Origin of the sequence: Streptomyces sp. NPDC057438 (genome assembly GCF_042802995.1) — a bacterium.
Taxonomy (GTDB): Bacteria; Actinomycetota; Actinomycetes; order Streptomycetales; family Streptomycetaceae; genus Streptomyces.
Map to the genome: position 1 here is coordinate 1 of NZ_JBHVDD010000063.1, position 21,013 is coordinate 21,013.

A 21,013-nucleotide genomic window follows, 5' to 3' on the forward strand; every position below is an offset into this window, starting at 1 on the left:
AGCAGATGCTGGAGACGGGGTATCAACATATCTGGCGTTGATTTTTGGCACGCTGTTGAGTTCTCAAGGAACGGACGCTTCCTTTGTACTCACCCGAGAACTTTCTCGAGCTTTCCTCCGGGCGCTTCCCTTCGGTGTTCCAAACTCTATCAGCGTTTTTCCGGCCTCTTGACCACCGTTCCGCAGACACGCAGAAGATGACCTCGAGAGAGGATCTGACCGAGTTTGGTTCTGCCGGACACGGACACAATGTGTCGCTCACCCCCAGGCAGGAGTACGACTGTACATGGGGCTCCGGAGCAGGGGCAAATCACGTGCAGGGGTGGTCTAGACCTCTCATGCGGAGCTATCGTGCGGAACGGGTCCTTCACCGACCTACGCTGCTGATCACTCCACCTGGGAGGCTTCCCATGACCACCGTGACGTCCCCTCTTGTAGGACGCGCCATCGGACTGGCCGCCGTACCCGACCCCGTGTTCTCGGGAGCGATGGTCGGTCCCGGCACGGCGATCGACCCCGTGCGTGAGGCCGGGGAGGCGCTGGCCCCCGTGGACGGAGTCATCGTCTCGCTGCACCCGCACGCGTTCGTCGTGGTCGACGGTGAGGGCCATGGAGTGCTGATCCATCTCGGTATCGACACCGTTCAGCTCAACGGTGAGGGCTTCGAGCTGCTCGTCAACAAGGGCGACACCGTGCGACGAGGTCAGGCCGTGGTGCGCTGGGACCCCGCCGCGGTCGAGGCCGCGGGCAAGTCGCCGATCTGTCCCGTCGTGGCGCTGGAGGCCACGGCCGACTCTCTCTCCGCCCTCCGCGAGGACGGCGAGGTGAAGTCCGGCGACCCGCTGTTCGCCTGGCGGTGACATCGGGGCCGTAGCCGGCCACACGTTCCACAACCACCGCGGTGGCGGGGCCCGCCGCACTATTCGGAGACAGGTGAGATGGAGACAACGCTGCGAGGCGTCGGTGTGAGTCACGGCGTGGCCATCGGCGAGGTTCGGCACATGGGCACGGCGGTGCTGGAGCCGCCCGCCAAACAGATCCCGCCGGAGGACGCGGAGCGCGAACAGGGGCGGGCCCGTAAGGCCGTGGACGCGGTGGCCGCCGATCTGATGGCGCGGGGAAACCTCGCCGGGGGCGAGGCGCAGGCCGTGCTGGAGGCCCAGGCCCTGATGGCCCAGGACCCCGAGCTGATGTCGGACGTGGAGCGCCGCGTCGCCGTGGGGAGCACGGCGGAGCGGGCCGTCTACGACGCCTTCGCCGCGTACCGCGCGCTGCTGGCGGGGGCCGGTGAGTACCTCGCGGGGCGTGTGGCCGACCTCGACGACGTGCGGAATCGTATCGTCGCCCGGCTGCTCGGGGTGCCCATGCCAGGGGTGCCGGACAGTGACGAGCCGTACGTCCTCATCGCCCGCGACCTGGCGCCCGCGGACACCGCGCTGCTCGACCCGACGCTTGTGCTCGGGTTCGTCACCGAGGAGGGCGGACCGACCAGTCACAGCGCGATCCTAGCGCGGGCGCTCGGGGTGCCGGCCGTCGTCGCGCTGCCGGGGGCCGGGGAGCTTGCCGAGGGCACGGTGATCGCCGTGGACGGCAGCACCGGTGAGATCTTCGTGAACCCCGGTGCGGAGAAGAAGGCCGAGCTGGAGGCCGCAGCGGCGGCACGGAAGGCGGCGCTGGCGGCATCAAGTGGGCCGGGGGCCACTTCCGACGGGCACAGGGTGCCGCTGCTGGCCAATGTGGGCGGTCCCGCGGACGTGCCGGCGGCCGTGGAGGCCGGGGCCGAGGGTGTCGGACTGTTCCGTACCGAGTTCCTCTTCCTGGACGACAGCAGGACGGCGCCGTCGGAGGAGAAACAGGTCGAGGCGTACCGGCAGGTGTTGGAGGCCTTTCCCGAAGGGCGCGTGGTGGTGCGCGTGCTCGACGCCGGTGCCGACAAACCGCTGGAGTTCCTGACCCCGGCCGATGAGCCGAACCCGGCGCTCGGTGTGCGCGGGCTGCGGACGCTGCTCGACCACCCCGAGGTGCTGCGGACGCAGCTGACGGCGCTCGCCAGGGCGGCCGAGGGCCTGCCGGTCCACCTTGAGGTGATGGCGCCGATGGTCGCGGACCGTACGGACGCCAGGGCGTTCGCCGACGCGTGTCGCGAGGCGGGGCTGCACGCCAAGTTCGGTGCCATGGTGGAGATCCCGTCCGCGGCGCTGCGGGCGCGGTCGATCCTGCGGGAGGTGGAGTTCCTCTCGCTGGGGACCAATGACCTCGCGCAGTACACGTTCGCGGCGGACCGGCAGGTGGGCGCGGTGTCCCGGCTGCAGGACCCGTGGCAGCCCGCGCTGCTCGACCTGGTCGCGCTGTCCGCCGAGGCGGCGCGGGCCGAGGGCAAGAGCTGTGGGGTGTGTGGTGAGGCGGCTTCGGATCCGCTGCTCGCGTGTGTGCTGACCGGCCTGGGGGTCACCTCCCTGTCGATGGGGGCGGCGTCGATTCCGTATGTGCGGGGGACGCTGGCGAAGCACACGCTGGCGCAGTGTGAGCGGGCGGCGGCCGCGGCGCGGGCGGCGGACACGGCCGAGGATGCGCGAGCCGCGGCGCAGGCGGTGCTGTCCGGCGAGTAACCCGCGACGAGCGGTCGGTGCCTAGGGGCGCTCCACCTGCGGGTGGGGCGCCCCTCGCCCGTTCAGTGGGTGTGTCCGTCCCTGTCCGGAGCTCCTCCGGCGGTGTCGTCCCCGAGATCGGGTGGGGTGCAGTAGTCGACTCCGGACTCCGGGGAGACCAGGTCTCCGGATTCCACGTCGGTGCAGTAGGCGTCGAAGACCTCGCCCGCGGTGAGGGGTTCGAGGCCTTCGCCGCGCAGGCTCCAGCCGTACACGCGGTCGGTCGCGTCCGGGGCGGTGGTGCGCATGACGAGGCCGCCGGGGCATCGGGTGGCGATGCCGAGGGCCAGGACGGTGGCGAACTCCAGGGCTTCCGACTCGTCGAGCCGGGTGGGCCCCTCGCCGTCGCGGTCGGCCCGCAGGACGGCGGCCAGGGCCTGGGGCTCGGCCGAGACGCTGCACACGAGGTGGCGTTCGCCGGGGCCGGCGGTGTCGAGGATGCGTCGGAGCAGGTGCATGGCGCGGGCGAAGGCGGCGCGGCCGATGTCCTCGCCGCAGGAGGCGCAGTGGCCGATCTGGGCGAGGAGTGTGGTGGCGTACTCCCAGGTGGCGAGGCGGACCGCTTCGTCGATCAGGTCGGGGACGAGTTCGGTGAGGGGCTGTCCCTCGTACGGGACGGCGGCGCCGGTGACCGCGAGTTCGGCGGTGAAGCGGGCGCGGCTGGAGGGGGTGTCGGGTTCGAGGCCGGTGTCGGCGCAGAACGCGGCGTACTCCTCCGGGTCGAAGAGGGCGACGGTGGTGTGGTTGCCCTGCTCGGCGAGTGTCCTGAGCAGGGCTTCCACCTGGCGGAGGTAGGTCGGGTGGTCGTCGAAGGCGAAGCTGCGGTAGCGCCGCATCGCGGAGAAGTCGTGCTCGTCGGTGAGCAGGCCGATGGTGCCCGCGATCTCGCGGCGCAGGGCCTGGCGCGTGCTCGGGTGGCTGGTGCGTGTCATGGCTTCCCCCTGTGCGAGCCGTCGATCAATGCTCACTCACAGTAATCGGGGGTACTGACAACGCGGTCTCGCCAGGGTGGTCAGGCTCGTTCGCGGGCCAGGTTCTCGTAGAAGCGCAGGAGGTCGAGGTTGTCGATGGAGCCGGGGTTGACCGCCTTCTCCAGGGGGGTGCCCTGGAGGAGTCGTTTGACGGGTACCTCGATGCGTTTGCCGGTGAGGGTGTGCGGGACTCCGGGGACCTCGATGACCTCGTCGGGGACGTGACGGGGTGAGAGGTGTTCGCGGATGGTCTGCTTGATGCGGCCGAGGAGGGCTTCGTCGAGGGTCGCGCCGGGGGCGAGCTGGACGAAGAGGGGCATCCAGTAGCCGCCGTCGGGCTGCTCGATGCCGATGACGAGGGATTCCTTGATCTCGGGGAGGCGTTCGACGGCTTCGTAGATGTCGGCCGAACCCATGCGGACGCCCTGGCGGTTGAGGGTGGAGTCGGAGCGGCCGTGGATCACGACGGAGCCCCGTGAGGTGAGGGTGATCCAGTCGCCGTGGCGCCAGACGCCGGGGTAGGTGTCGAAGTAGCTGTCGTGGTAGCGGCTGCCGTCGGGGTCGTTCCAGAAGTGGATCGGCATGGACGGCATGGGGTTGATGACGACGAGTTCGCCGACCTCGTCGATCAGTGGTGTGCCGCTGGGGTCCCAGGACTGGAGGTCGGTGCCGAGGCCGGGGGCCTGGAGTTCGCCGATGTGGACGGGGAGGGTGGGGACGGCTCCGGCGAAGCAGGAGCACACGTCGGTGCCGCCGCTGACGGAGGCGATCCAGAGGTCCTCGCGGACCTCGTCGTGGAGCCAGCGGAAGCCGTCGGGCGGGAGCGGGGAGCCGGTGGTGCCGACGCACCGGACGCGGGAGAGGTCGTGGTCGCGGCCGGGGTGGACGCCGGCCTTGCGGCAGGCCATGACGTAGGCGGCGGAGGTGCCGAAGAGGGTGGCCCCGGTGCGTTCGGCGACGCTCCACTGGGCGCCGGTGTCGGGGTGGCCGGGGCTGCCGTCGTACAGGACGACGGTGGTGCCGGTGAGGAGGCCGGAGACGAGGAAGTTCCACATCATCCAGCCGGTGGAGGTGTACCAGAAGAAACGGTCCTCGGGGCCGAGGTCGCAGTGCAGACCGAGCTGTTTGAGGTGTTCGACCAGGATGCCGCCCTGGGACTGGACGATGGCCTTGGGCAGGCCGGTGGTGCCGGAGGAGTAGAGCACCCACAGCGGATGGTCGAACGGGACCTGTTCGAAGACCGGCGGGGTGTCCGTGGAGGTCAGGGCGGTCCACTCCAGGGCGCCCTCGGGGGCCCGGGTGCCGAGGACGGGGATGTGGACGACCGCGCGCAGGGTGGGCAGTTCGCGGCGGAGTTCGTCGACGGTGGCGCGGCGGTCGTGTTCCTTGCCGCCGTAGCGGTAGCCGTCGACGGTGAACAGGACGACGGGTTCGACCTGTTGGAACCGGTCGAGGACGCTGCGGGCGCCGAAGTCCGGGGCGCAGGAGGTCCACACGCCGCCGACGGCGGCCGTGGCGAGGAGGGCGACGACGGCCTCGGGGATGTTCGGGAGGTAGCCGCTGACCCGGTCTCCGGGGCGTACGCCGAGGGCTCTCAGTTCGGCGGCGAGTGAGCCGACCTGGCGACGCAGCTCGGACCAGGTCACGGGGCGGGGCTCATGGGTCTCGTCGACGTGGAGCAGGGCCGGCTCGTCGGCGCGGGTGCCGGCGGCACGCAGGGCGTGTTCGGCGTAGTTGAGGGTGGCGCCGGGGAACCACTGGGCGCCGGGCATGGCGCGGTCGCCGAGCACGCGCGCGTAGGGGGTGGCGAACCGTACGTCGAACCATTCGGTGACGGCTTTCCAGAACGTCTCGAGTTCGTCGACGGACCAGCGGTGCAGGGCCGGGTATCCGCCCTCGGCGGGGGCTCCGTGGTGTTCGGCCGCCCAGGACTGGAACGCGGTGATCTGGGCCCCGGCGATGCGGGCGGCGTCGGGCTGCCAGAGCGGCGAGGGGTTCGCTGAGGTCATGGGGCGGCTCCCGGGGCTGTGCGCGTGGTGTGCGGCGGGCGCGTACGGGCAGGGGTGTGCGCGCGTACGCGGCTGACACGGACGATGCCATGTGATCGACTTCCGCACCAGGGTGGGCCGTGGAAGGACGGCTGCGTGAACATGTCCTGGCACCCCGGGTGAACGGTGGTTGAACGGCTCACACAAATGGGCCGGGCAGTGGCAGGGTGAGCAGCATGGACGGTCGTGACCTGGTGCGTTGGGTGAAGGCGATCGGTTCGGCGGGGGTGGCTGAGGGGCTGCGGACCGTGCGGGCCGCGTGGCGCAGGAGGCGTGCCGAGGCCGCCGCTCTGCCGGCGCGGGGCGCCGAGCGGGCTCGGGTGCCCGGGGCGGTGGAGGGTGCGGAGCCGGGTCCGGGCGGCGGGGTCGTCCGGTTCGGCCGGTCGGCGCTGCGGGTCACCGTCGATGTGAACGGGGCGGTGTTCTGGGGATGGGACGGGGCCGGTCCCGAGCCGTCCTACGCGCTCGCGGGCCGGTGCCCGGAGCCGGATCCGCGGGCCGTCCTGGAGCCGGACAAGGACGGTGGCTGGCGGGTCGTGGCCGAGCGGGTGACGGTCGTGGTGTCGCGGCTCGGTGCCGTCGAGGTGTGTACGCCCGGTGGAGTGACGCTGCGGCGTGATCTGCCGCCCCGGTGGTGGGAGCCGGTCGGCGGGGGTGAGGCGCGATGGGTGCAGCGTTCAGAGGTGGGGGCGGACGCGCGGTTCTTCGGTCTGGGGGGCCGGGCGCACGGGCCTCGGCTGCGGGGCGGAACGTACCGGCTGTGGAACACCGATCCCGGTCGCCCGTTCGCGCCCGGTGAGGATCCGCTGTACCTGACGATGCCGGTGCAGATGGTGGTGGCCGACGCCGGCACGCACCTGGTGTTCCACGACACGACGTGGGACGGGACGGTGACGCTGCGCGAGGGCGAGGAGGGGGCCGGGTCCGGGCACGACCGGGCCGGGACGTCGGAGCTGCGGATGGACGGGGGTCCGCTGCGCTGCTGGGTGATCGTGGGCACCCCCGCGCGCGTGCTGCATGCCTGGGCCGCCCTGACGGGGGCTCCGGCGCTGCCGCCGGCGTGGGCGTTGGGGCATCATCACGCCCGGTGGGGCTTCGGTGACGAGCAGGAGGTGCGGCGGACCGTCGCGGGTTACCGGGAGCACGGTCTGCCGCTCGACGCGGTCCATCTGGACGTCGACCACCTCGACGCCCGTCAGGCGTTCACGGTGGACGCGGAGAGGTATCCCAAGCTGCCGGATCTCGCGGACGAGCTGCGGCGCGACGGCATCCGGCTGGTGTCGGTCGTCGATCCGGCGGTCAGGGTGCGGCCGGGTGACGCGGTCCACGACAGCGGAATGGCCGAGGACGCCTTCGTCCGGGATGCCGGCGGGCGGGTGGTGAAGGGTCTCCTCAGGCCCGGGGAGTCGGTCTTCCCGGACTTCACGCGCCCCGCCACGCGCGCGTGGTGGGGTGGTCTCCACGAGGAGCGTCTGGCGCAGGGGTTCGCCGGGTTCTGGCACGACAGGAACGAACCGGCGTCGTTCACGGGGTTCGGCGAGAACACGCTGCCCAGGTCGGTCCGGCACGATCTGGAGGGCAGGGGCGGCGACCATCGCGAGGCGCACAACGTGTACGCGCTGTGCATGGCCCGGGCCGCCTACGAGGGGTTGCGCGAGCTGGTGCCGCAGGAGCGTCCGTTCGTCCTGTCGCGGTCCGGGTGGGCGGGCATCCAGCGTTACGGGGGGACGTGGTCGGGGGACGTGGCGACGGGCTGGCCCGGGCTGCGGGCGTCGCTCGCGCTGGTGCTGGGGCTCGGTCTGTGCGGGGTGCCGTACGCGGGTCCGGACGTGGGCGGGTCCGACGGGAGCCCGTCGCCGGAGCTGTATCTGCGGTGGTTCCAGCTAGGGGCCCAGCTGCCGCTGTTCCGTACGCGCGCGGGGGCGGGGCGGCGGGAGCCGTGGGAGTTCGGGGAGGGGGTCGTCGGGCATGCGCGCGCGGCGCTCGTCGAGCGGCGGCGGCTGCTGCCGTACTTCATGACGCTGGCCCATCTGGCACGTCGTACGGGGGCGCCCTATGTGCGTCCGCTGTGGTGGGCGGCGCCCGAGGACCGGGCGCTGCGGGACTGCGAGGACGCGTTCCTGCTGGGTGACGCTCTGCTGGTGGCGCCGGTGCTGGAGCCGGGCGTGGAGCGACGTGCGGTGCGGCTGCCGCGGGGGCGCTGGTACGACACGGCGACCGGGCAGGCGTACGAAGGGCCGGGGCAGGTGCTGCTCGACGCGCCCCTGTCACGGATCCCGGTACTCGCGCGCGCGGGTGCCGTGCTGCCGGTCCGGGGCGCCGACGGCGGCCTGGAACTGGAGGTGTGGGCACCCGCGCGCGGGCGGACGGGGGGCGGGCTCGTGGTGCCGGACGCGGGCGACGGCTTCGACGAGCCGGAGGTCGAGCGGTACACGGCGCGCCGGCAGGGGCCGCGTGTGGTGGTGGAGCGGGACGGGGACGAGGGTCCGGCCGAGCCGCCGTATCCGGTGCGGGTACGGGGGCTCGGCCGGGAGTGAGCCTGCTTGGCCCGGGTGCGGGTTCGGCTCAGATGTAGCGGCCGTCGAAGAACGCCCGGACGGCCAGGGTGTGCAGGGGGAAGGCGAGTTCTGTGGGCCTGCGCAGCAGGTGCCAGCCCTCCGTCTCGTCCGTCGCGACGGGCGGCGGCAGAGTGGCGGCCGGGCGCTCCGGGAGCAGCCCGAACAGCAGCAGATGACCGTCGGGGGAGCTCATGGCGTCGGCGAGGCGTACGTCGCGGTCGGCGACGCAGATGCCCGTCTCCTCCTTCAGCTCACGGACGACGGCGTGCCGCCAGTCCTCCCGGTGGTCGATGAAGCCGCCGGGCAGGGCGGTCCCCCCGCGCGCGGGAGCGATGGTCCGTGTGATCACGACGAGGGCCGTGCCCTTGGTGTCGTACACGGGCTGGAGAGCCACCGCGACGGGAAGCGGATTGCGGTAGGCCACTGTGTGGCAGGCCGCGCAGGTGCGGGGCCAGCCGGACACGCCCTCTCCGTAGGGCGCTCCGCATCTCGAACAGTGTGAGTCCGGTGCGGAGTTGGCGGGTGGGTGTTGGTTCGGGGACACGCGGCGGACTGTATCCGATCATCCGCTCGTCGTCTTGCCGGGGCGGCGCAATGCGCCATGCCGTCGTACCCGCGGGTCACCCGTCGGTACCAGGAGGTCACCCACGGGTACGGGTGAGGGCCGGCCGGAACCACCCCCGTGGGCCCCGGCCGGCCCTCCCGATACTGCGACGCCGGACGGGGTTCGTTGGTTCTCCCGGGACCTGCCCAATTCGAGATGCCCGTGAAAGAATTCTGACGACCCATCAGATTTGCTCGCCGGGGAGGGATCTTGTCGCAAATTCGCACACCTGTGGTGGCCGGATGGTTCGCCGGGGAGGGCGAGGGCTTCCGGCTGCTCGGTACGCGCTGTTCGGCATGCGCCTCGGTGTTCTTCCCCCGCGAGGACGTCCACTGCCGCAACCCGCACTGTCCCGGCGGCGATCTGCGCGAGGTCCCGTTGTCGCGCCGGGGGCGGGTGTGGTCGTACACGGACGGTCGGTACCGGCCTCCGTCACCCTACGTGTCCGATCCGGAACTTCCGTGGGAGCCGTACGCGTTGATCGCTGTGGAACTGGCCGAGGAACGTCTCGTGGTGCTGGGTCAGGCGGTTCCCGGGGTCACCGTCGCCGATCTGACGGTGGGGATGGAGGTGGAGGTCGTCCCCGGTGTGCTGCACGAGGACGCGGAGGCTACCTGGACGACCTGGCACTGGAGGCCGACGGGGGCGAGGGCATGACGGGCGAGGTGGCGGTGCTGGGCGCGGGCATGCACCCGTGGGGCAAGTGGGGCAGGAGTTTCGTCGAGTACGGGACGGTGGCCGCGCGCGCGGCGCTGACCGACGCGGGGGTCGACTGGCGGGACGTCGGCTCGATCGTCGGCGCGGACACGGTGCGGGGCGGCTATCCGGGCTATGTGGCGGGGGCGACCTTCGCGAAGGCGCTGGGCTGGCAGGGGGCCCGGGTCACGAGCGTGTACGCGGCGTGTGCGTCCGGGGCGCAGGCGGTCGGCGCCGCGCGGGCCCAGATCCTCGCGGGCCTCGCCGACGTGGTGCTCGTCGTGGGGGCGGACTCGGCTCCCAAGGGGTTCTTCCGGCCGGCCGGCGGGGACCGGGCGGACGATCCGGACTGGCTGCGGTTCCGGATCCTCGGGGCCACCAACCCGACGTACTTCGGGCTGTACGCGCGGCGGCGGATGGCGGTGCACGGGGACACGCCGGAGGACTTCGCGCGGGTCAAGGTGAAGAACTCCGCGCTCGGGGCGCTCAATCCGTACGCGCGCTACCGCAAGCGGGTCACGGCCGAGGAGGTGGCGGCCTCGGCCGTCGTCGCCGATCCGCTGCGACTGCTGGACATCTGCGCGACCTCGGACGGCGGTGCGGCGCTGCTGCTGTCCAGCATGGAGTTCGCGCGGCGGCACGGAGTGCGCGAGCCGGTGCGGATACGGGCGGTGTCCACGGTGACGCCCCGCTATCCCAACACCGTGCTGGACCTGCCGGACATCGCCACGGACTCGGCGGTCGCGGTGGCCGCGCCGGAGGAGACGTTCCGGGCGTCGATCGCGCGGGCGGCGTACGAGGAGGCGGGGGCCGGGCCGGAGGACCTGTCTTTCGCGGAGGTCTACGACCTGTCCACGGCGCTGGAGTTGCAGTGGTACGAGGATCTGGCACTGTGCGGCGAGGGAGAGGCCGCGAAGCTGCTGCGGGACGGCGTGACGGCGCTGGGCGGGCGCACCCCCGTGAACGCCAGCGGAGGGCTGGCCTCGTTCGGGGAGGCGGTACCGGCACAGGCGATCGCTCAGGTGTGTGAGCTGGTGTGGCAGTTGCGGGGCGAGGCCACGGACCGGCAGGTCGAGGGTGCCCGGGTGGGAATCAGCGCCAACCAGGGATTGTTCGGGCACGGGTCGGCGGTGATCGCCGTTCGGTGAAACCCCGGGCCCCGGCGGACCCGCCCGCCTCCTCACGGCCGCTGTGCCGCTCCGCCGGTTCGGTGTGAGCCGCGCCGGTTCCGTGTGGTGCCCCGCCGGTCTAGTGTGACGCCCCGCCAGTTCTGTGTGGAGCGACCTCGGTTGCGTGTGACGCTCCGCCGGTTCCGTGTGGCGCGAACCCGAGTTCCGTGTGGCGTTTCGCCGGCTCGGCGTCCGCCGGGCAGCCGTGTCCCGGGGGCGGCCGGGCCGTCGGGGCCGGCTTCTGCTCCGCGCCGGTGCGTGCGCCCGGGAGCCGCTCCCAACCGGTGTCGTCCGTGTTCTTGACGCCCCCTGGGTGCCGGTGAACACTTCCGGGTGTCGGTCGGCATCGCCGCATTCGGGCCTCTTCGTGCACTGCCCGCCATCAGCGCCGCCAGGGCTTCGCACCCGCGCAACGGGCCACTCCCCACGGGCGATTCCGCCGCGACGGCACGCTCGTCACGGACGCCGGGCGGGGCGCGGGACCTCCTGCCCTCGGCTGACGTAGCCATGGGAACGCACCCTGCACGGAAGGTCCGGGGTCGATCACCCCGGGCCGGGGCCAAGGAGCCGCCATGAGCAACGGAGACATATTCGTCGGTGAGGTCATCGGTACGGCGATCCTGATTCTCTTCGGCGCCGGTGTGTGCGCCGCCGTCACCCTCAGGTTCTCGAAGGCGAGGGCGTCGGGCTGGATCGTCATCGCGTTCGGCTGGGGCTTCGCCGTGCTGGCGGGCGCCTACACCGCCGCGCCCCTGTCGGGCGGGCACCTCAACCCCGCGGTCACGGTGGGGATCGCGGTCGACACCGGGACCTGGGACAAGGTCTGGGTGTACCTGCTCGGCCAGCTGGTGGGCGCGATGCTCGGCGCGGTCCTCGCCTACCTCGTCTATCTCGCGCAGTTCCGGGCGAACGTCCGCGAGGAGGGCACCACCGAGGGCACCGCGCACGAGCCGACCCCGACCCTCGGGATCTTCTCCACCATCCCGGAGATCCGGAACCCGGCCGCCAACCTGATCACGGAGATCATCGCGACGATGGCGCTGGTCCTGCCGATCCTCGCGTTCGGCAGGAACACCGGCATCGGCATCGGCCAGATCCCCGGTGAGGAGGCCGGGATCTACGGCTCCGGCATCTCGGTTCTGCTGGTGTCCCTCCTGGTCGTCGGTATCGGCCTCTCTCTCGGCGGGCCCACCGGCTACGCCATCAACCCTGCTCGTGACCTCGGCCCGCGCATCGTGCACACCTTCCTGCCGATCCCCCACAAGGGCACCTCGGACTGGGGCTACGCCTGGATCCCGGTCGTCGGCCCCCTGGTCGGCGGGGTCCTCGCGGGCCTCGTCCACAACGCAGCCTTCTGACGCACCGACGCGGTGCACGAGCCGACGCACGACGTGAATCGACGCAGGACCTGAGGGGATGTCATGCCGGACAACGCCCAGAAGTACGTGGCCGCCATCGACCAGGGCACCACTTCGAGCCGCTGCATCGTCTTCGACCACGGCGGCGCCATCGTCGCCGTGGACCAGCGCGAGCACCGCCAGATCTTCCCCAAGCCGGGATGGGTGGAGCACGACGCCACCGAGATCTGGTCGAAGGTGCAGGCGGTGGTCGCCGGGGCGGTCGCCAAGGCGGGTCTGCGCGCCGAGCAGATCAGCGCGCTCGGTATCACCAACCAGCGCGAGACGACGGTCCTGTGGGACCGCGCGACGGGCAGGCCGGTGCACAACGCGATCGTCTGGCAGGACACGCGCACCTCGGCGCTCTGCACCGAACTCGGCGGCGCGGACGGCCAGGACCGGTTCCGAGAGCAGACCGGTCTGCCGCTGGCCAGCTACTTCTCCGGCCCGAAGGCCGCCTGGCTGCTCGACAACGTACCCGGACTCAGGGCCCGTGCCGAGCGCGGCGAGATCGCGTTCGGCACCATCGACTCCTGGCTGATCTGGAACCTGACGGGCGGCACGGACGGCGGCCGGCACGTCACCGACGTCACCAACGCCGGGCGCACCATGCTGATGAACCTTCAGACCCTCCGGTGGGACCCCTCGATCCTCTCCGCGATGGACATCCCGGAGGCGATCCTCCCGGAGATCAGGTCCTCCGCCGAGGTGTACGGCACCGCCGTGGGCCCGCTCGCCGGGGTGCCGGTGGCCTCGGCACTCGGCGACCAGCAGGCGGCGGTGTTCGGCCAGGCCTGCTACGACGTGGGCACGGCGAAGAACACGTACGGCACCGGCAGCTTCCTGCTGCTCAACACCGGGAACCGGCCCGTCGCCTCGAAGAGCGGACTGCTCACGACCATGGGGTACAAGATCGGCGACGAGGCGCCGGTGTACTGCCTGGAGGGGTCGATCGCGATCACGGGCGCCCTGGTGCAGTGGTTCCGCGACCAGCTCGGCATCATCCGTACCGCGGACGAGATCGAGTCCCTGGCGGCGAGCGTCGACGACAACGGCGGCGCGTACATCGTGCCCGCGTTCTCGGGGCTGTTCGCGCCCTACTGGCGGTCGGACGCGCGCGGGGTCGTCACGGGGCTGACCAGGTACGTCACGAAGGCCCATCTCGCGCGGGCGGTGCTGGAGGCGACGAGCTGGCAGACGCGTGAGGTCGTGGACGCCATGTTCCAGGACTCGGGGGTGCGGATCACGACCCTCAAGGTGGACGGCGGCATGACCCGGAACAACCTGCTGATGCAGCACCAGGCGGACGTCCTGGACGTACCGGTGATCCGGCCGCGCGTCTCGGAGACGACCTGTCTGGGCGCCGCGTACGCGGCCGGGCTCGCGACCGGGGTGTGGAACGACCTCGCCGAGCTGAAGTCGCACTGGCGCAAGGACGTCGAGTGGACGCCCTCCATGGAGGCGTCCGTACGTGATCGCGAGTACCACAACTGGCGCAAGGCGGTGGAGAAGAGTCTGGGCTGGCACGAGGACGACGTGCGCTGACGCGGGGCGCGGGTACTCGGGACGAGGCACGCGCGCGCAGGCGTCCGTCCGCGGGGCACGCGGTACGCGGGTCCACGCGTGTGTGTCATGGGGCCACGGCTCGTACCCCGGTCGGCGGGGGTACGGGCCGTGTTCAGGTGGCGGCCGGCTGGCGGTGGTCCGTGGCGAACGTCATCGCGTGCCGGACCACGGAGACCAGGACGTCCTTGACCGAGTCCCGCCGGCGGGCGTCGCAGAGCACGATCGGCACATCGGGGTCGAGGTCGAGCGCCTGCCGGACCGTCTCGGCGGGGTAGTGCGCGGCGTCGTCGAAGCAGTTGACGCCGATCACGAAAGGAATGGAGCGCCGTTCGAAGTAGTCGACGGCGGCGAAGCAGTCCTCCAGCCGACGTGTGTCCACCAGGACCACCGCGCCCAGGGCGCCGGAGGCGAGTTCGTCCCAGAGGAACCAGAAGCGGTCCTGGCCGGGGGTGCCGAACAGGTAGAGGACCAGGTCCTCTCGGAGGGTGATGCGTCCGAAGTCCATGGCGACCGTGGTGGTCGTCTTGTTCTCCACACCGCTGGTGTCGTCGACCGGGCGACCCGCCTCGGTGAGCACCTCCTCGGTGCGCAGCGGCTTGATCTCGCTGACCGCGCCGACGCAGGTGGTCTTGCCCACGCCGAAACCGCCGGCCACGAGGATCTTGAGCGTGACGGGCTCGACCGGGGGTGTGCCGCGCTCAGAGCGCCCGAGGATCATCGGTCCTTCTCCTGCTGGATGGTTGGCTGCCACATGTCCACTCCGCTTCCCGGCGTGTTCACAGCGCCCGGAGGCCGTTGATCACGTCGCGCAGAATGCTCTCGTCCACCAGCTCGGCGGGCGGTACGGGACGGGTGACGTGGACGAGTTCCTCGTCCACGAGGTCTCCGACGAGGACGCGGACGACCCCGACGGGAAGATCCAGGTCGGCGGCCAGTTCGGCCACCGACTGGGGGTTGTCACGGCAGAGCTCGACGATACGGACGTGCTCGGGGGAGAGGGAGTGGTCCTCTTCCGGGTCGTCGACGTGCGGTTCCGTGACGACCACGGCGATCAGGTCGAGGCGGTGCTGGATCGCGTGATTGGTCCGGCCGCGGGTCATCGCGTACGGACGCACCACTGGCCCGGCCTCGTCGTCGAACCAGTGGCTACTTCCCTGACCGTCTCCGCGCATGCCGTTCCACTACCCGCCGTGGGGCACATCGGCGCGCGGGGCGGAGCCCAGATGCACGCCGACCCGCTTGACCAGGAGGGTCATCTCGTAGGCGACCTGGCCGATGTCGGCGTCGGCGTCGGCGAGGACGGCGAGGCAGCTGCCGTCACCGGCGGCCGTGACGAACAGGAACGCCTCGTCGAGCTCCACGACCGTCTGCCGGACGCTGCCCGCCTCGAAGTGACGGCCGACGCCCTTGGCGAGGCTGTGGAACCCGGAGGAGACGGCGGCCAGGTGCTCGCTGTCCTCCCTGGTGAGGTCTGCGGAGACGCCCGTGGGCAGTCCGTCGCTGGAGAGCACGAGCGCCTTGCGGATGCTGGCGACGCGCTGGACCAGGTCGTCCAGGAGCCAGTTCAGCTCCCCGGACGTGCCGGTCGCGGTGTGCCCATCGGCCTTCGGTGCGGTCATCGACCGTCCCCCTTAGTCGTTCCTCGTGGTGCTGGGACGTCCTGGGCGTCGTCGCCCTCGGCGTTCTCCTCGCGGCCGCGCCGCCAACCGTGCTGGAGCGAGGCCATACGGCTGCGTACCTCGTCGGCGTCGCGTTCGGTGAGCTCCGGGCGGCCACCGGGGCGCGACCTCTCGCGTTCGGCGCGCCGGTCGGGGCCGTCCTTCAACTGCGGTGCCAGGTTGGCCTGTCGGACGCGACGGGGCAGTGGGCTCGGTGCCGATTCTGCCTGGTCGGTCGTCGTGTCCGCACGCGGGGTCGGCTCGTCGGAGCCGTACCGCGAGGTCATCGGGCCCGCGCCGCCCTCGGAGGCCGTACGGCGTCGCTGGGGCAGGGCGGGGCCGTCGAACCTGCCCGGGGGCAGGAGGTCGGCGCGGTGTCCGCCGGGGAGGCCGGCGGGTCCGGGGCGGTCGGCTCCGGGGTGGGCCGGCGGTTCGGCGCGCTCGCCGCGCAGGGCGGTGAACGGCCGGGCTTCGGCGGCCGGGTCGGGGCCCGCCGGACGGCCTTGCCCCGGCTCGTCCTCCGGGTACCTCGGCCTGGCTCCGGCCACCGAACGGCCGTGCGAGCTGACGAGGTGCGGGGTGCGGCGCTGCGGCAGCGGTACCGGACCGGGCGTCGGGTCGGGGTCGGTGAGCGGGGTCCGCCGTGCTTCGCCGTCGCGCGCCGGCTGCTGGTGCTCCTCGGTGGCGCCGGTGAGGGAGTGGCGGGGCCGGAACAGTCCGCCCCGCTCGGCGTCCTCGTCGCCGAGGGCGCCCGGGAAGCCGGTCAGGGGGTTCCGGCCGACCGGTGCCTCCAGCTCGACCGGGCCGTCCAGGATGGCGGCGGAGAGCCCCGGAAGCCGGACCGGTACCTGGGAGAGCGCCGCGTTGCGTTCGTTCTCCAGCTCGGCCTCCCGGGTGGGGTGGGCGCGGTCGAGGCGGAAGCCGATGCCGTTGGTGTCCGGGACGTCGTCGGTGAGCAGGGCATCGGGGATGAACAGCACGGCCGTGGTGCCGCCGTACGGGGAAGGCTGGAGGGAGACGCGGACCTTCTGCCGCTGGGCGAGCCGGCTGACCACGAAGAGTCCGAGGCGGTCGGTGTCGGACAGTTCGAAGTCGGGGGTCTCGGCGAGCTTCAGGTTGGCGTCGAGGAGCGCCTCGGCCGACATGCCGAGACCCCGGTCGTGGATCTCCAGGGTGAAGCCGTTGGCGACGCGCTCACCGAGCACCTGCACGGCGGTGTGCGGGGGCGAGAACACCGTGGCGTTCTCCAGGAGTTCGGCCACGAGGTGGGTGAGGTCGGCGACCGCGGGGCCGGTCACGGCGACCCGGGGCAGCCGGCGTACCTCGATCCGCTCGTAGTCCTCGACCTCGGCGACGGCCGCGCGGACCACGTCCATCAGCTGGATGGGCTTGCGCCACTGCCGGGACGGCGCCGCTCCGGAGAGGATGACCAGGCCCTCGGCGTGCCGGCGCATACGGGTCGTCAGGTGGTCCAGGCGGAACAGGTCGGCCAGTTCGTCGGTGTCCTCGGTCCGGCGTTCCATGGTGTCGAGGAGGGTGAGCTGCTTGTGCAGCAGGACCTGGCTGCGCCGCGCGAGGTTGACGAAGACCTCGGAGATGCCGCTGCGGAGTTCGGACTGCTTGACGGCGGCCTCGACGGCCGCCCGCTGCAGGGTGTTGAGTGCCTGGCTGACCTCGCCTATCTCGTTCTTGTCGTACTCCAGGTGCGGGACCTCGGTCTCCACGTCGACCTGTTCGCCCGCGGCCAGCCTGCGCATCACGCTGGGCAGCCGCACCCCGGCGGTCTCGTGGGCCTCCTGACGGAGCCGGCGCAGGTCGCGGATGAGCACCCGGCCGATGCGCACGGACATGAAGAGCGAGACGAGCAGGGCGAAGAGGCCGAGGACGCCGGCGACGGCGGCCTTCAGGACGACGTGGGTGACCAGCGGGCTGACCCGGTCCTGATAGCGGTCGCCCGCCTCGACGCTCATGTCGCGGAGATCGGACAGGACGGGCTCGACGGCGCTGTCCCAGGTCTTCGCCGTGACCCCGCTCGGGCGTCCGGGGTCGGAGCCGATGACGCCCTGCTCCACCGAGCGCAGGGGCGCGGTGTTCCCGTTCCTCCAGTAGCGCTGGAAACGGTCGCGCTCGGCGGCGGGCAGCTGCGCCAGGCTGATCTCGTACAGCAGGGTGCGCTGGGCCACCAGGTCGGAGAAGTCGCGGATCTGGTCCTTGGTGATCCGGTTCGCGACGAGGACGGAGCTGAGCAACGCGTCCTCGCGGGAGAGGAGTTCACGGGCCCGGGCGACGTTGATCAGGGCGCGGCCCTGCTTGTCCATCTCCACGCTGTCGAGGGCGGGGAGGTTGGAGAGCAGGGTGAAGCAGGGATCGACGAGATCGTTGTAGTGCTCGAGGGTGTCCTCGATGCTGACGGTGCCGCTCTCCACGGTCGTCCGCAGCGACGGCAGACCGTCGAGGGCGTCCAGGATGGCCGTGAGCCGCAGTGAGGTCGTCTCGCCCACCTCGTCCCGCAGATCGGTCTTCTGGGCGTGCTCGCGGAACTCGTCGACCGCCGCGTCCGTGGCGGACCGGCTGCGGTCGAGGGCCTTGAGCGCCCCGGAGGCCCGGGGGTCGGCCAGATAGACCAGGGTCTGGCGGCGCTCCTGCTGGAGCACGCGGATGGTGTCCTCGGTCGGGAAGCCGACCTCCTCCACGATGTCCGCCACCCTGAAGAGGTCGCTCGCCTCACGGCCCGTCAGCACCGTGGCGAACGTCCAGACGCCGGTCAGCGCCACCAGGGGCACGAGCAGCAGCGCCACGATCTTCCGGCGGATCGATTTCCCGCGAAAGCGCATGGCCTCCCCCAGCTCGACCCCCGCCAGGTCCGGGGGTACACATGTGCGTCAACAAACGGCGTGAGCCTACTACCGACTCACACCTATCTCGAAGCGCCGGACGCACCCGCTCCGCACCCAAGGCGAACCAGACATGGGGAGTTGTCCGTCCTTTGGGGGAGATTGCCTCCCCTCGTCAGGCAGTTGAACCCACGGCATCCCGTCGGGGAAAGTCGGACGGTTGGCCGGATTTTTGCGTTCCATGGGAATCTTCGGCGCACGTCGATCGTCTTTCTGTACGGGAATGGGGGGCGGAATGGGCCACAGGCCACGCATGCCGCTCCCAGGCGGCGTAATTCAGAGGAAGTCGGGCACCAGTGGGGGGCCGGGTCTCGCGATCCGGATCTGTTGGTCCACCGGCGGTGGGGAGTGACGACTTGATGGGCACGGCGGAGCGGCGCACGGCGCCCGGGGACGGAGCGGTGACGCCCGAGAGGGCGGAGCGAAGCGCTCGGGAACCGGGGCACGGCCTGCTGACGGGGGAGAGCGTCGCGGTGAAGGAACGGGGGCTCTCCGCCCTTGGCGACGAAGAACGGGTGCAGTACCGGCCGTTGTGGATCGAGGAACCGGCGCGCAGGCGGCGGCTGCCCGACCCGGTGCGGACGGCGGCGGTGCGTGCGGTCCTCATCATCGCGGCGACACTGGTCCAGGCGATGGTGGCGGTCCTGTGCACGCTGGCGGACTCGTGGCCGGCGTTCCCCATGGTGCTGAGCACCGTGGCGAGCACGATCGCGGCGACCTGGGGCGTGCTGGACGTCTGGGTGACCCGCCAGGTGTGGAAGCAGCGCAACGGGGTGGTCTCGGAGCCCAGCAGCACGGCGCGCGCACTGCGCCGCGAGCGGCGGCGAGCCCATCGGGAGGCGCGGGCGGCGGAGCGCGCGCAGGCCCGGATACGCCGACGGGGTGGCGCCGGGCAACTGTCTCACCCGTAGGACGATGACAGGACGACGGCAGGACGACGAAGGGGGCCCGTGCGGTGCATGGGCCCCCTTCGCATGCCCCCTTGCATCCCTCCCGCGGGCACTCTCGCTGTCCGCGAGCGGGATTCCGGGCTTCGAACCTGTGAACGTCCGCGTCCGGTCATGGCGTCGCGGTCGCGCCGGAGGGATTGGTGTGCTGGTCCCATCAGGCCGGCCCCTCGGATGTCAAGGTTTCCGACCAGGCGTGTCGACCGTCACATTCGGCCTGTTTTCAGGCATAGAACGCGGTCTTCCGGTTAGGCGCTCAGCCGCAAGGGCGCCGGCCTCACGGCGCTGACCAGGAGGAACGAGAGACATGCCCGAACTTTTCATCGGCGGAGCGTGGCGATCCGCACTCGACGGACGGACGCGTGAGATCCACTGTCCCGCCGACGGCAGCCTGGTCGCCGTCGTCGACGAGGCCGGCGCCAAGGACACCGTGGAGGCCATCACGGCCGCGCGCCGCGCCTTCGACGAGGGCCCCTGGCCCACCTCCTCACCCGCCGACCGCGGAGACCTGCTGCTGCGGGTGGCCGACCTCCTCGTACGCGACAAGGACGCGCTCGCCCGCGCCGAGTCCCTCGACACCGGCAAGAGGCTGGTGGAGAGCGAGTACGACATCGACGACATCGCGAACTGCTTCCGCTACTTCGGGCGGGCGGCCACGGCCGAGACCGGCCGGGTCGTCGACACCGGTCAGCCCGGCGTCGACAGCCGGGTCGTGTACGAGCCGGTCGGGGTGTGCGCGCTGATCACCCCGTGGAACTACCCCCTCCTCCAGACGGCCTGGAAGGTCGCCCCGGCGCTCGCGGCCGGCAACACCTTCGTGCTCAAGCCGAGCGAACTGACCCCGCACACCGCGATCCACCTGATGCGTCTCCTGGAGGAGGCCGGGGTGCCCGCGGGTGTGGCCAACCTGGTCCTCGGCGCGGGCCCGGAGGCCGGCGCCCCGCTCTCCGACCACCCGGACGTGGACCTGGTCTCCTTCACCGGCGGGCTGCAGACCGGTCGCCGGCTCATGGCCAACGCCGCCGCGAGCGTGAAGAAGGTCGCCCTGGAGCTGGGCGGCAAGAACCCGAACATCGTCTTCGCCGACGCCGACTTCGACACGGCCGTCGACATGGCACTGACCGCGGTGTTCCTGCACTCGGGACAGGTCTGCTCGGCGGGCGCCCGCCTGCTGGTGGAGGACTCGCTGCACGACCGGTTCGTCGACGAGGTCGTCCGCCGGGCCGGGGAGATCCGGCTCGGGGGCCCCTTCGACGAGCGGGCGCAGACCGGCCCGCTGATCTCGGCGGCGCATCGCACCAAGGTCGAGGAGTACGTCGCCCGGGGCGTCGCCGAGGGCGCGGTGCTGCGCTGCGGCGGTGAGCGGCCCAGCGGCGACGCCTACGACCAGGGGTTCTACTACCTGCCGACCGTCCTCGACGAGTGCACGAGCACGATGTCCGTGGTCCAGGACGAGTCGTTCGGGCCGGTGCTGACGGTGGAACGGTTCAGTACCGAGGACGAGGCGGTACGGCTGGCCAACGACACGATCTACGGTCTGGCCGGTGCCGTGTGGACGACCGACGAGGCCAGGGCGCAGCGGCTCGCGGCGCGGCTGCGGATCGGCACGGTCTGGATCAACGACTACCACCCGTACGTGCCGCAGGCCGAGTGGGGCGGTTACAAGCAGTCCGGCTTCGGCCGTGAACTCGGGCCCGCGGGGCTCGCCGAGTACCGCGAGGCGAAGCACATCTGGCGCAACACGGACCCCGCACCGCAGGGTTGGTTCGCGTAGGTCCCCCGCTCCCCCGCTCCCCCGCACCCCGCCCGTACGGCCCCCGCGCCCCGCCCGTACAGCCCCCCGCGCCCCGCCCGTAC

At 71.7% G+C, this 21,013-nt stretch carries 16 protein-coding genes; 9 read left to right on the plus strand and 7 right to left on the minus strand.

Translation table 11 applies throughout. From position 1 onward, the window contains the following. Positions 1 to 410: 410 nt before the first annotated feature. The gene (locus ACFU5F_RS28395) at positions 411 to 860 is read left to right on the plus strand and encodes a PTS glucose transporter subunit IIA (protein ID WP_383892998.1); all 450 of its coding nucleotides are present in this window, start codon (positions 411 to 413) and stop codon (positions 858 to 860) included. A gap of 78 nt (positions 861 to 938) precedes the next feature. Further along, positions 939 to 2,609, plus strand: a complete 1,671-nt coding sequence (gene ptsP, locus ACFU5F_RS28400; protein ID WP_383893001.1) for a phosphoenolpyruvate--protein phosphotransferase — start codon at positions 939 to 941, stop codon at positions 2,607 to 2,609. A gap of 62 nt (positions 2,610 to 2,671) precedes the next feature. Here ptsP and ACFU5F_RS28405 read toward each other — a convergent pair whose 3' ends face one another. Both ACFU5F_RS28405 and ACFU5F_RS28410 read right to left on the minus strand, forming a co-directional pair. Then, positions 2,672 to 3,580 (minus strand): hypothetical protein, encoded by a 909-nt coding sequence (locus tag ACFU5F_RS28405; protein ID WP_383893004.1) that lies wholly within the window; start codon positions 3,578 to 3,580, stop codon positions 2,672 to 2,674. An 80-nt stretch (positions 3,581 to 3,660) separates the two neighbouring features. Next, entirely contained in the window at positions 3,661 to 5,628 is a 1,968-nt protein-coding gene (locus ACFU5F_RS28410; RefSeq protein WP_383893007.1) for an acetoacetate--CoA ligase, read from the minus strand. A 215-nt stretch (positions 5,629 to 5,843) separates the two neighbouring features. On the opposite strand from ACFU5F_RS28410, the gene ACFU5F_RS28415 reads away from it, so the two are divergent. Further along, positions 5,844 to 8,204: a glycoside hydrolase family 31 protein gene (locus ACFU5F_RS28415; protein ID WP_383893010.1), complete on the plus strand. Its 2,361-nt coding sequence runs from the start codon at positions 5,844 to 5,846 to the stop codon at positions 8,202 to 8,204. A 28-nt stretch (positions 8,205 to 8,232) separates the two neighbouring features. Here ACFU5F_RS28415 and ACFU5F_RS28420 read toward each other — a convergent pair whose 3' ends face one another. Next, positions 8,233 to 8,769, minus strand: a complete 537-nt coding sequence (locus ACFU5F_RS28420) for an NUDIX domain-containing protein (protein WP_059083294.1) — start codon at positions 8,767 to 8,769, stop codon at positions 8,233 to 8,235. A 291-nt stretch (positions 8,770 to 9,060) separates the two neighbouring features. On the opposite strand from ACFU5F_RS28420, the gene ACFU5F_RS28425 reads away from it, so the two are divergent. From ACFU5F_RS28425 to glpK, 4 genes are all read left to right on the plus strand, one after another. Next, positions 9,061 to 9,486: a Zn-ribbon domain-containing OB-fold protein gene (locus ACFU5F_RS28425; protein ID WP_383893124.1), complete on the plus strand. Its 426-nt coding sequence runs from the start codon at positions 9,061 to 9,063 to the stop codon at positions 9,484 to 9,486. Then, the gene (locus ACFU5F_RS28430; RefSeq protein WP_383893014.1) at positions 9,483 to 10,673 is read left to right on the plus strand and encodes a lipid-transfer protein; all 1,191 of its coding nucleotides are present in this window, start codon (positions 9,483 to 9,485) and stop codon (positions 10,671 to 10,673) included. Before ACFU5F_RS28425 ends, ACFU5F_RS28430 begins: the two co-directional genes overlap by 4 nt. Positions 10,674 to 11,266: 593 nt before the next feature. Further along, positions 11,267 to 12,052, plus strand: a complete 786-nt coding sequence (locus tag ACFU5F_RS28435) for an MIP/aquaporin family protein (protein WP_383893017.1) — start codon at positions 11,267 to 11,269, stop codon at positions 12,050 to 12,052. A gap of 63 nt (positions 12,053 to 12,115) precedes the next feature. Next, complete coding sequence (gene glpK, locus ACFU5F_RS28440; RefSeq protein ID WP_383893020.1) at positions 12,116 to 13,636, plus strand: glycerol kinase GlpK; 1,521 nt, start codon at positions 12,116 to 12,118, stop codon at positions 13,634 to 13,636. A gap of 133 nt (positions 13,637 to 13,769) precedes the next feature. Here the strand turns inward: glpK and ACFU5F_RS28445 are convergent, their stop codons facing one another. Genes ACFU5F_RS28445 through ACFU5F_RS28460 form a run of 4 tightly spaced genes read right to left on the minus strand, consistent with a single transcriptional unit; the run spans position 13,770 to position 18,149 of the window. Then, the gene (locus ACFU5F_RS28445; RefSeq protein ID WP_383893023.1) at positions 13,770 to 14,375 is read right to left on the minus strand and encodes an ATP/GTP-binding protein; all 606 of its coding nucleotides are present in this window, start codon (positions 14,373 to 14,375) and stop codon (positions 13,770 to 13,772) included. Positions 14,376 to 14,433: 58 nt separating this feature from the next. Next, positions 14,434 to 14,829: a DUF742 domain-containing protein gene (locus ACFU5F_RS28450; protein WP_383893026.1), complete on the minus strand. Its 396-nt coding sequence runs from the start codon at positions 14,827 to 14,829 to the stop codon at positions 14,434 to 14,436. Between the two features lie 9 nt (positions 14,830 to 14,838). Continuing rightward, complete coding sequence (locus ACFU5F_RS28455; protein WP_059083298.1) at positions 14,839 to 15,276, minus strand: roadblock/LC7 domain-containing protein; 438 nt, start codon at positions 15,274 to 15,276, stop codon at positions 14,839 to 14,841. Further along, positions 15,273 to 18,149 (minus strand): nitrate- and nitrite sensing domain-containing protein, encoded by a 2,877-nt coding sequence (locus ACFU5F_RS28460; protein ID WP_383893030.1) that lies wholly within the window; start codon positions 18,147 to 18,149, stop codon positions 15,273 to 15,275. Before ACFU5F_RS28460 ends, ACFU5F_RS28455 begins: the two co-directional genes overlap by 4 nt. A 419-nt stretch (positions 18,150 to 18,568) precedes the next feature. Here ACFU5F_RS28460 and ACFU5F_RS28465 point away from each other — a divergent pair, with 419 nt between their 5' ends. Beyond that, a complete protein-coding gene (locus ACFU5F_RS28465) occupies positions 18,569 to 19,120 on the plus strand; it encodes a hypothetical protein (protein WP_383893033.1) in 552 nt (183 codons plus the stop codon). A 343-nt stretch (positions 19,121 to 19,463) separates the two neighbouring features. Then, positions 19,464 to 20,930 carry an aldehyde dehydrogenase family protein gene (locus ACFU5F_RS28470; RefSeq protein ID WP_383893036.1) on the plus strand — a complete coding sequence of 489 codons (1,467 nt, stop codon included), beginning with the start codon at positions 19,464 to 19,466 and terminating at the stop codon, positions 20,928 to 20,930. The last annotated feature ends 83 nt before the right edge of the window (positions 20,931 to 21,013 follow it).